Origin of the sequence: Lysinibacillus sp. KCTC 33748 (assembly GCF_002237755.1) — a bacterium.
Taxonomy (GTDB): domain Bacteria; phylum Bacillota; class Bacilli; order Bacillales_A; family Planococcaceae; genus Lysinibacillus.
Genome location: NZ_MWSJ01000002.1, coordinates 589,819 through 601,452, shown reverse-complemented (window position 1 = coordinate 601,452; position 11,634 = coordinate 589,819). Strand labels below are relative to the sequence as shown.

9 protein-coding genes and 2 pseudogenes are annotated in these 11,634 nt (G+C 36.8%); 3 read left to right on the top strand and 8 right to left on the bottom strand.

Going from position 1 to position 11,634, the window contains the following annotated elements:
• Positions 1-515 precede the first annotated feature (515 nt).
• Positions 516-680, bottom strand: coding sequence for a hypothetical protein (locus B1B04_RS25905; protein WP_205756630.1), 165 nt, complete (start codon positions 678-680; stop codon positions 516-518).
• Positions 681-1,196: 516 nt separating this feature from the next.
• On the opposite strand from B1B04_RS25905, the gene B1B04_RS05770 reads away from it, so the two are divergent.
• From B1B04_RS05770 to B1B04_RS05755, 3 genes and pseudogenes are all read left to right on the top strand, one after another.
• Positions 1,197-2,369, top strand: a complete 1,173-nt coding sequence (locus tag B1B04_RS05770) for a bis-aminopropyl spermidine synthase family protein (RefSeq protein ID WP_079560344.1) — start codon at positions 1,197-1,199, stop codon at positions 2,367-2,369.
• Positions 2,370-2,377: 8 nt separating this feature from the next.
• Positions 2,378-2,701, top strand: coding sequence for an adenosylmethionine decarboxylase (speD, locus tag B1B04_RS05765; RefSeq protein WP_079560343.1), 324 nt, complete (start codon positions 2,378-2,380; stop codon positions 2,699-2,701).
• Between the two features lie 620 nt (positions 2,702-3,321).
• A pseudogene (locus B1B04_RS05755) lies at positions 3,322-4,361 on the top strand (flavin-containing monooxygenase).
• A 165-nt stretch (positions 4,362-4,526) separates the two neighbouring features.
• Here B1B04_RS05755 and B1B04_RS05750 read toward each other — a convergent pair.
• From B1B04_RS05750 to B1B04_RS05720, 7 genes and pseudogenes are all read right to left on the bottom strand, one after another.
• A pseudogene (locus B1B04_RS05750) lies at positions 4,527-4,616 on the bottom strand (RidA family protein); the annotation flags it as partial.
• Positions 4,617-4,630: 14 nt separating this feature from the next.
• The gene (locus B1B04_RS05745) at positions 4,631-5,455 is read right to left on the bottom strand and encodes a sugar phosphate isomerase/epimerase family protein (RefSeq protein ID WP_079560342.1); all 825 of its coding nucleotides are present in this window, start codon (positions 5,453-5,455) and stop codon (positions 4,631-4,633) included.
• Positions 5,452-6,420, bottom strand: a complete 969-nt coding sequence (locus tag B1B04_RS05740) for a DUF6005 family protein (protein ID WP_079560341.1) — start codon at positions 6,418-6,420, stop codon at positions 5,452-5,454. The genes B1B04_RS05745 and B1B04_RS05740 overlap by 4 nt, the downstream gene beginning before the upstream one ends.
• A gap of 13 nt (positions 6,421-6,433) precedes the next feature.
• A complete protein-coding gene (gene asbD / locus B1B04_RS05735) occupies positions 6,434-6,691 on the bottom strand; it encodes a petrobactin biosynthesis protein AsbD (protein WP_079560340.1) in 258 nt (85 codons plus the stop codon).
• A complete protein-coding gene (locus B1B04_RS05730) occupies positions 6,688-7,926 on the bottom strand; it encodes an AMP-binding protein (RefSeq protein WP_240518215.1) in 1,239 nt (412 codons plus the stop codon). The genes asbD and B1B04_RS05730 overlap by 4 nt, the downstream gene beginning before the upstream one ends.
• A complete protein-coding gene (locus B1B04_RS05725; RefSeq protein ID WP_079560338.1) occupies positions 7,923-9,677 on the bottom strand; it encodes an IucA/IucC family protein in 1,755 nt (584 codons plus the stop codon). Before B1B04_RS05725 ends, B1B04_RS05730 begins: the two co-directional genes overlap by 4 nt.
• Entirely contained in the window at positions 9,649-11,484 is a 1,836-nt protein-coding gene (locus B1B04_RS05720; RefSeq protein ID WP_240518214.1) for an IucA/IucC family protein, read from the bottom strand. The genes B1B04_RS05725 and B1B04_RS05720 overlap by 29 nt, the downstream gene beginning before the upstream one ends.
• Between the last annotated feature and the right edge of the window lie 150 nt (positions 11,485-11,634).

Below are 11,634 nucleotides of genomic sequence, written 5' to 3'. Positions count from 1 at the left end.
AAGTGCAAATACAGCACCTAAAGTAGTAGCAGCCAATTTCTTTCTCTTTTTCATAGTTTTTAATCTCCTTTTAAAGTATTTTGTCTTACAGTCTTGATTATATAGGCGATATCTGTAGTTAATGTGAAGACTATCTGAAGATTACCTGGAGATTTTGGAGTATCTGGGGTATTTTCCCGAATTTTTTTCTCTGTGCAGTAAACCATAGTAGATTTGAGTTCTAGCATTAATTCAATTTTTAACAATAACTATCATTTTAGAAGTATAGATGTTCATAGCACTCCCGCCAACTTCTTACTCAAGTATCTTTTGAAGTTGACGGATACTAAATTTTTTCTTTTTAAAAGTAAAAAATTGTCCCAAAACACAATTATGTACATATAAATTTATAGAGATAAATCGTTATCACACGTAGAAATGACCATTTGAACATCTTGTCTCTTCATTTAACTATTAGTGACTCTCAGCTGTTTTCTTGCTCCAAAGTCTTCTTTTTCTTTTTTTTAGATCCTTCTTCACCTTGTAAGGATAGTCCATCTGCCATTTCCCCATCTTTTTATCATATTCTTTAGCATCAAAAAGCCGCAAAAGTTGGCCAAAAGTACACGTAATGAAATAACCATTTCCGCAATATGCTTCGCTACGGACGGCTTCTCAGCAATGATTATTCTAAGTCCCATTTAAGATCAACCTCCCCTATTCTTTATCTCTTTCGAATTATTTATTTTAGAAAACTTCATTTAAGGCTCCTAAAAAACATACTGGTTATAAATATAATGTCATTTAACTACTTTATATATATTTCCACTTTTTTTCATCCATCGAAAAATCATATCAAATAGAGCGTATTTCAGTAAATGCACCCCCTAAATATTTCTTATTAAATTACACTATTTAGTGATACTTTCTAAAACTTGTGAAATTCCCACATCTATTGTATAGTAAAAATACTATTTTATTAAAGGGTGAACTTTTTGTTAAATGTAGAATTCTAATCTAAATCAACTTTATAGCTTAATTTTGTTGAGCAAACCACCGATATAGGTGTTATTTGTTATGCAAAAAAATAGCAAGATTAGAATTAGTTAGCTTCGTATAAACATTTTAGCGCGACTAATTTTAGTCGCGCTTTTTTCTATTCGTTGATTTAGATAATTTCAATTTTTTCTATTTAAAATTGAGAGGACGAATCTACAATGCAAAAACAATTACAACAAATTACAGCTAATATGCTGCTTGAAGAACATTATCACACATTAGAAAAGGCTTTACTTGCTTTATATTTTCATAAAAATTGTACAACCAAATCTTTAGCTAATATGACAGACTTACCAATACCTATCGTTTCTGCAATGAAGAAAGAATTTGCCAAGCAAGGATGGGGTAAACATAGCTTAACGAAAAAGGGCCAACTAGCTATCTCACAATATTTTCAACTATCAGGTGCAAATGCTAAACTTTATTTTCAATTAACGACAGATAATTCGTTTCGTACAGAATGGATTGCACAAAATATTAGCGGGTTAAGCACCATTTATGATGCTAGACCCACAGCTGACGTAGCAATAGATCAAGCCAAATGTACAGTTGATACAGCATTAAAACGTGCATTGCTCGCACTAGACTATACAATGCTACTCAATAAGCGCATTTTATGTTTAGGCGACGATGATTTTATTAGTATTGCATTAGCATTTTTACTAAAGAAAATCGCTCCACATTCTGCAACTAAAATTGTTGTATTAGATATTGATAGACGAGTCTTAAGTACAATTAGCAACATAGCTAAAGACTATGAGCTTCCGATTAAAGCAGATTATTATAACGTTCAGGAGCCTTTGCCTAAAACATACGCCCATCAGTTTGATTGCGTATACACAGATACGCCGTATACCTTGATTGGCGCACAGCTCTTTTTATCACGTGCAATTAATGCGCTCAAGCCAGAAGCGATGCGACATGTGTTTTTTTCCTACGCTAAACGGAGCTATCAAAAACAGTGGGAGCTACAGCAAAGCTTACAAGCTATGGGCTTCGTGATCAATAGTATTAAATACGACATTAACACCTATGAAGGTGCGCAGATTTTAGGCGCTACAAGTCAGTTATTCGTATTACAAACAACAGAACATATGATTTCCCACATTCCTAATCAGCGTAAATTTACGCGGCCAATTTACACTGGAGAAGTTGAGCGAAAATCTGTCGTTTATCAGTGTATTCGTTGTAAACACTCACTTACAGTAGGTGCTAAAAATCAGTACACTACGATTACTCATCTTCAGTCCAGTGGTTGCCCTAGCTGCAAAAATAAAAAGTTTTCACAAATAAAGAGAACAGTACAAAAAACGCAGGATAGCATGCATTAGGCCATCATATTTTATTAGAGTTGCATGATTGCGATGTTGCATTACTTAATGATGTACAAAAAATTAAAACAATTATGTGTCAAGCTGCCCATAAAGCAAAGGCAACGATTGTAACAGAAAATTTCCATCATTTCTCACCTTACGGGGTTAGCGGTGTCGTCATCATTCAAGAATCACATTTGACGATTCATACGTGGCCAGAGTACGGTTATGCTGCAATAGATGTTTTCACTTGTAACAGTAAAATAGCTCTACAAGAGGCCGTACAATATATTACTGAGCAATTTAATGCAGGAAATGCCACACAGCATTACGTATATCGAGGTAAATAGAAAAATGGGTAATATAGGCCCTTAAAATGTAAAAGGAAAAGAAAAACAACTTGTTAAAACGGCACCTATGTCCTGGACACAATATAAAAGAGATTAAGCAACTAGAAGGTGATTCCTATATGAATAGGGATCATCTTTTTTAAGTTCCCTTAATGACGATAATTGTTATAGTTAACCATATAATGATTTAATTTTGATTTAAGCTCTTTTAATGTGTTACAAGATTGTTAGTCTACCTCAAATGACAAAAAAACGACTCTTGTAGCGCATTGACCTAACAGTTCCCTCCCCTACCATTTGTCCCTCTAGTAGCCTAATTCTTGCATCCTGTAATTCAATTATTTCCGATGGTGTAAGTTGTCGTTTTAATGGTCTGCCAGAACCCATTTCCCTTGAATCTGTGAGCCCAATAAATTCTTTTTACAAGCTTTTTTCCACCTATGAGCTGATTGTTCAATTCGTACCATCCCTATAACTTTGTTAAAACATTAAAAAAACTCTAATCATAATTGATGAACATTACTTGACGTGTGAGAAGGAGTTGTTATAATGACTTTAATATATGAATATATGAATATATGAACATATATTGATTTTTAAATAGAAAGTGGGATCAAGAGATGTTAGATATTATTGTGATTGGTGCTGGACAAGCTGGATTAAGCATGGGGTATTATTTGCAACAAGGAGGCTATAATTTTGTAATATTCGATGGAGAAAAAAGAATTGGGGATACATGGAGAAATAGGTATGATTCCTTGATTTTATTTACACCTAAATCATATAGTTCACTGCCAGGGATGAGATTAGAAGGAGATAAAAATGCATTGCCTACAAAGGATGAAATCGCAGATTATCTTGAAGCATATGCTGAACGTTTTTTGTTACCGGTGAAAATGGAGACGACTGTACTTAAAGTACAAAAAATAAAAAGTACATTTGAAGTCACTACTGATAAGGGGATATTTCATTCTAAACATGTTATCATCGCATCTGGTGCTTTTCAGAAACCGTTCATTCCTTCAATTTCCCAAAGTCTTTCACGAGAGGTGTTTCAAATTCATTCTTCTCAATACCAATCACCTGAGATGATTCCAGATGGCCCTGTTCTTGTAATTGGAGGAGGAAATTCTGGTACGCAAATTGCGACAGAACTTGCAGAAAATCGTGAAGTAACCATCGCTATTAGCCATCCTTTTAAATTTTTACCACTTCATATTATAGGGAAAAGCATTTTTTACTGGTTAGAAAAAATTGGTCTCTTATATGCAGGAACGGATACAAGGCGCGGATTATGGTTTCGAAAACAAAGTGACCCTATTTTTGGACTTGAGTTAAAGCATCTGATTCGTAAAGAAAAAATAAATATTAAACCAAGAGTCATAAAGATACAAGGCGGAGAAATAATGTTTAATGATCGTAGTAAAACAAACGTGAAAAATATTATTTGGTCAACAGGATTTGTTCCTGACTACAAATGGGTAGACATAGAGGGAGTTTTAGATGCAAATGGTTCCCTCTTCATAAAAGAGGTTTGAGTCCAATACAAGGGTTATATTATATTGGACTACCGTGGCAACATCAAAGAGGATCGGCACTTATTTGCGGAGTCGGAAAAGATGCTGAGTTTTTATACTCGGTTCTGAAAAAGATGATTTAAGTTTTTCAATTTCACCTTGGCTTAATTGAAAATCGCTTCCCCACCATATTAGTTTCATTAATAAGCTCTTCTTAACTGTTGCTCTATGTGCCATAAACATATACAAAAACCCAAGGAAAAGACGACCACAGCTTTTCCTTGGGATACTCTGTTTACTAAAACATATTAATAAACTTTAGCTGCCCAAATCCCTATTTCAATTTTTATCTCAGGCAAACCTAACTCAGCAATATATCCCATCGTCAGTGCGGGATGTAAACAGCCTAACACTATATTTTCACCAACTGCAACGACTTCTTAATCTCCTGAACATCTTTTGCTAATACGCTCTTCACATTGGCTCCGAACCATTCCAGTGACGCATCTATCTCCATGTTTGAATCTACTTCTGCTAGGAATTCACCATAATCAACTGCACCTTCAAACAATGGAACCATCCCTTCTCTAGACCCTGCTGCAGCATAAACATTGTTTGGAGCAAAAACATCAAGTTGTGTACGTGAGGCAATATTTTTAAAGTGAAAATGTGAGATATAAGGACGAAGTTGCTTCATAGCGACAATAGGGTTCATCCCTGATTCCCATATATGTAAAACATCAAAGTTCACTCGTAAGCTTGAGTGATCCGTTTCTTCGAGTAACTGCATTGTTGAAGGTAGATTATCTGTCAATGTGTTCGGATGAGTTTCGACAAGCAAATATTGTCCTTTTGACTCAAGATAATCACAGAGCATTCTAAGCCTAAAAATAAGTTCTTCCCTTTCTTTCGTACTTGTGTCTGAGCTGCCCTTCTTTCCTACAAATGTACGAATCTTATTTGTTCCCCAGCGCCTTGCAAGTGAAGATAGCCTCTCTGTTTCAGCCATCATCTCAGAAACTGGTGCTTCTAATGGCAAATAATCACTAAGCATGCTCGTTTCCAAACCGTAGGAGCTTAGCCAATCTGCTCCATAATGAAGTTCGTCTGCCAAGTTTTTTGCATGAACACCCCAGAGCTCGATTCCTTGGAACCCCTGCGTTTTTGCAAATTGAGCTAATTGGTCAATCGAGTGGAGATGGTGCCGAAACGAGATTGTACAGATCGATAGTTTCATACTTTAACCTCTTTCTTGTGCTGTAATGTTAACCATGCTTCAAAACATTCTTGTAATCCTTGCTTAATCTTGAACTCAAGGAGATTTTGTTCTTCTAACTTCACAAAAATATCTTCCGCTAATATCAAATTTTCCGTCATCGCAAGCTTCATCGCTCGATACTGAATCGTTGTATAGCCATTCACTAGACGCTCAATTTCATCACACCATGTGTCAAAGCCTTCCTCTTCGCGGCCAAGTGCTTCCCAAAAAAATGCAAACGCATGCTCATATGCATACTTTCTAATCGCTATAACCGGCAATTGTTTTAAGGCAGTCGGAAGTTTTGACATACTTTCTTTTCCTGAAATACACTCTTTAATAATTTCGGTAATGGCATCTGTCAACGGATTACAATGAAGCTTTATACATGTATTAAAATAGGCTTCAACCGTCTCTGTAGTTGGCGCAATAATCGTCTCAGCATCAAAGTAATAGCCACCTTCGACAGTTGGCTCTTGAATTGCAGCTAAAATTCTCTCCTTCGGTAAAATCCCTTCCCAGCGAAAATCAGGGTCATACATAAACCATTCTTCTTCATTTTCAGTCGATTCTAGCATCACATAATGAGGGAATGGACGTTGATGAAATTTATTTTCTCGCTCTGGAAGCATCGATAAATCCAGCATCACCATCACATGTTGATGTGGCGATTTATTCTCTAATAACCTTAGTAGATTGTTTGTATTTTCTTGTTTTGATTGCTTTTCGTCATACCATTTGTAAAGCTTAATTCCATAGAGCATTTCATACCATGTTTGAAAGAAATGATGATCAATTTGATCAGAGTGGTATGCTAGCACTCCGTTTTCGAGGACATCAAAATCTGCGTCCCATACCCCAAAATAGTAGGGCCTATGATCGACGCCTTTCGTTTTCTTAATAACCTCACAAACACAGCTTACAAAACAATGCACTTTTATCATTTTTAGCCTCCGATTATTCTACCTTTTGCTGTTTTTCTAAAAAGCTTGCTAGTGTTCCTACTGTTTTGAAATCTTTAGGAACGAGAACCTCATCGGGAATGGGAATGCCAAGATCCAACTCTAAATGAAGAATCAGTTGAAGGACCATAATTGAATCCATATACAAATCCTCATTTAATCGGGCATCTTCATTAAAAGAAGACAGTGTCTGCAACTCTAATGAATTTTCCATAATATCATAGATGCTCTTGATCAATTGTTGGCGCGTCATACTGGTATGCCTCCAAGTTTTTTTCTACTTACTTTTCCGTTAGGTAGCTTTTCAATTTCATGAACAAACACAAACTCCATCGGAATTTGATGTGGAGCGAGATATTTCCAGCACCATTCTCTAAGTTCCATACTATCGATTGGTTCAGTAGACACATATAGTGCGCATACTCGCTCTCCTGATAAGTTGTCTTGTTTCTTATATACGACAGCTTCGACTATTCTTGGCTCACCCATTAATACAGCCTCAACTTCTTGCGGATACACATTCAAGCCTGCTACATTAATCGTGTCATCTATTCTTGCAAGAAAAGAAAGAACATTATTTTCTATATAGCCAAGATCTTTCGTATGAATTGTTTGTGTAGACGATTCAATGATAATTTCGCTCGGTGTTTGTTTATCACCAGCTGTCACCTTCACATGAGGAAGGGGGTAACCCATTTCTTTCGGATCTTCCACATTAGGGTGAATTGCAACACACCCCGATTCAGAGCATCCATACTGCTGTAGTACTTGGTTAGATTTCTCTCTTAGCGATGTCAACCAGCTATGTGGCATCACAGTTCCTGACGTCATCACACGATCAAATTGTTGATCAACCGGTAATAATTTACTTAATGTATAAAGTAACGCTGGAGCCCCATAGATGATGTGCTTAGGATATTCTTTTAGCTTTTTCAAAATATATTTAGGATTACTATTCGTAATAATAACCGGCTTTGCTCCCCTTCTTATGCAAGCTAAGACACCACAGATGAATCCATAAGAATGAGTAACCGGACAAGCAACAACAGAATTTGTCAAGGAATCGACAGGTAATGTCTTTACATAACTTTCAATCTCTTCTTCCACTGAACTCCACGTTCGTTCAATACATTTCGGAACTCCCGTTGTACCTGAGCTCATTTGAACTAATACGCCTTCTTGGTTATTGACATGATTTGATAGTTCGATGAAAGAATCGATTGATTGGAACAACAAAAGATGACTACGTGCTGAAGAAGCAAGCCGTACAGATCCCTCTTTTGGCGTCGCTGGATGGATTGGGACAACTGATCCACCTTTTTCGCGAATGTATAAACAAAGAGCTATATATTGGAAAGTATCATCCGTACAAATAGCTAGTCTGCGATTGTTACACTCTCTTAGATGAGGTAAGCTTTCATATAGTTCAAATTGCTTCTCGATATCTTCTACTGTATAAAATTGATCATTGACATAAAACATCATCATTTCCCCTTTTCATCCGCTTGCGCCAACGTATTGTTGACGATATGTCGAAAATTACCTTCTTCTTGATTTTGAAGTTTCTTTGTTAGTAAAGATTCAACATAAATATGTGTGCTAGTATGCTGAAGCTGTTCATTTCTAAAGCGTAATGATGGAAAACGTTCAAAGTGTTTCTGTATTCCGTTCTTAACTAGACTCCAAAAACGTGTTTCTTCAAATCCATACTGCTCTTCTAGCAAATAAGATAGTTCACTTAAATGAAACACGAATAGTGTATCCATAGCTAACTCTCGTAAAGCCTCTACAGAAGACATCCAATAATAATGATCGACATGTGCATCTTTAAAACGTTCGTGTATCGTTTCGAAGTCTGGAACGAGGCTTCTATCTGCAATGAATTCTTCCATATATTCGATACTGTCATGGAAATCCCTCAGTACAACTCGAGTCGGCCATCCATTTTGATGTAATAAAATCATATTTTGCGCATGTGCCTCAACAGCAATACCGTGAGCGACAAGCAAGTGCCACACAGGGATAACACTCACTTCTATCAAGCGTTTTACCCACTCCTCCGTTCCATATCGGCAAAGCCAATCATCAATAAATGGACGCCCATCTAACTCCATCATCATTAGTACCGTAAACGGTACCGCTTCCTCTTCATCCTTCATATACATGCGCACACTTTCTCGCCATATGGAACCTAACTGACCTTCTAGTTTTCTACTATGTTTTTTTGTATTCGGTTCAAAAATAATCCCTGCATATTCTTCCAGTACAATAAGAGACGCTTCCTTTTGTAAATAGTCGTCTAATTGAACTACCTGTTTAAGCCATGCTGAAATATGAGGAGCGGCACAAACAGCATGAGAATGTAGCTTTCGTAATGAAGAGGTATTCACCATATTCATCGAGCATTTTAATTGCGCCTTTTTCAGATTTGAAAAGTTCCATAATGTTCGCACTGATTGGGTTGCCCTATAGTAATCTCCTTTCACATTTAGAGGTACTAGATCTTTTTGCTCCATTAATCCAGCAAGTTCTTGTTTCATGTTATGCCATTGCCAAGGATGAATCGGTAAGAACGTATATTCTTCAAATGTTCCATCGAATACCGCTAGCGTTGCAAGAAGGTCTTCCCACAGCAAATGCCCTAGCTCTCTTTTCCAAAAGTTCTCTTCCTCTTCAAGAACAGAAATTCGTACGTAGCTTCTTCGTACCGCAACCCATTGAAGGGTAAAAGATTGCTTTGCCTCAGGGCCATAGTCTTTATGGTCGTCGATCGTAAAACCGGTTCTGGATTTATAACAAGGATGATATGGATGTCCTTCAATGATTTCTGATTCTAATTCTTCATAGCTCGAATTTCTTCTCGACATCGGCAGTTGGAGATGACGATCATTCCATTCACATAGCTTACTCGTCAAATGAAGTTCTTTCAGTAACCGAACTTTGTCTTTACGAGTCGAAAGTAATTCATCTACTAGATCCTCAAGTGGTGCTTCTAGTAACGTTTCATCTTTTCCTACTAGAAAAATACTATCTCCCTGTATTCGGATGCGATCAAACGCCATTCTTCTTCCTTCACAACGATAGGTGCACTTCTGACCAACAAGTGTAAAAATTGAAGTCCATTTATCTAAAGGTGTTTCTTCATATTTGATCAGTCCTTCAAAAATCATTGCTTCTACAAGCTGCCGCCTTACTCGTAGCTCTCCTTGTTTAGAAGCTAAAGGCTGTAGCTGCTGCATATTCTTCCTCCTCATGCTGAAAAACGAACGGATTTGGAATTTTCGTGTATACCGCTTGTTCAAGTTCGGCTTCTAGTTCATCTACATCATGAAACCTTGTTAATAAATTTGCTTTGAACGGAAGCTCTTCTTGTTTTAGAATGTTACGAACAAATGCCTTCCCGAAACCTGTAAATTCTTTTTCTAATAAGTGCAGTTGATCGATAGACCACTTCAAAAGAATTTTTTCATCGATTAGCTGATCCGCTCCAAATCGGGAAATAATGGGGAATAATTGATTCATAAACAAATAATATGTAAATCTATCATGAATAAGGGCATCTTCGTAAAATAGCTCAGCTGTTTCATGTAAAGAAGGCTCTATTGAAAGAAGCACTTCTTTATATGTTTTTGATAAGTAATAACCTTGGTTATCACGATAATAATAAGTAGTTGGATAACCTGAAGAAATGTTTAACAGACTATTTTGCTGGTGTGCTTCGAGAGCTATTCCATGCTCATCGTATAATCTTAATAATGGTTCAATAGCGCATTTCCAATACACTTTAAACCAATCTAAGCTTACACTCTCTAATGAGCGGAATTCTGATTGTGAGATTTTCATAATGAGCTGACACAGTTTTGATTTTTCATTTGGCAAGGGCTCTTGCACAAGAGTAGCAATCATGCAGATCCCTTCATCATGCCCTTTAGGAAATACGTTTGAGCGCAATATAACCTCAAACCCTGATTCCGTCTGATTTGGGAACTCTACAGTCATATAGGCTGGGTCATCAATCATCCGGAAAGATGGATGGTTCTGTAAGAAATCAATCTTACTCATTAACCGAGCCATAACAATTCCAGCTTTTAGTTCATGAGTTCTATTCACCCTCAATGAATTCGTTATTTTTACAGGAATTGAAAACTTATACATCATTTCTTCATCTGAGCTATATACCGTTCTTATCGAAGAGGTTGCTGTATAAAATGCCCCAAGCGTACCTTCGTATTTTATTAACCCTTCAGCAAGCGCTTCTTTTACATACTGTTGCTGTAAAAGCCACTGTGCTTGAAGCGGGTGCATCGGAATGAAGCAATCTGTCTCTGACATAACAAAATCGGGTTGTGATTTTGTTAAAGACTGAGAAATGAGTTCACTTGCACTTTTTTCTAATACAGAGGACTCTTTCACAATTTTACGGTCGACACGAAAATAGTGAAGTTGGAAAGAACCTTGTAACTCTGGCGCAAAACTCGTTTGTTGCCAATCTGCCATCCCTTGTCTGCTTTTAGGTGTCGGATGAAGCCAATGTCCAAGTAAGTTAGACTGCTCAGCTTCAATAAACGTACAGTTAGCTCCATTTTGTTTCTTACCTTCCAAACTCTTTTCAATATAATTTGCCATCGTTTGATAGCTCTCAATTATACGAAGAATCAGTTCATCAAAATGGGAAGAAAGTCCAAGACATCCATCCGCCTTTGCCATAAAATGCAGTTCCTGAATGAGCGTGATGAGTATCGTTAATTTATCTTCGACAAGCCATTGTTTTTGTTTCGTACAATATTTCAAGGAAACACCAAATATATGTCTTCCAACAAGAGATTTGTATTCCACGCCAAATGCAAAACGTGTGTTTTGGATCGGCAACTCAATCTCTAACATATGTGCCTCTGTAATCAAGATAGATAGTCGCTGTTCTTTTATCCACTCCTCCTTCCTGACCCAATGTCCGCTACTCACCTCTCTTATATAACAATTCATAAACGCCTGAAACGTTGCATTTTCTGCAATCTGTTTAGCAATCTGTTGCATGTAATTAATCATCCTTTCACAAAACCTTCTCCCTACCAAATGATAATGGTTATCACTCGCTGATAAAAAAATTAGTCTCCCTAGTTAAAAAGACTGATGATAAGAATTGAATGGGAACAAATATGTTGCTAAAAACAATTGATAATGATTATCACTTTCAAT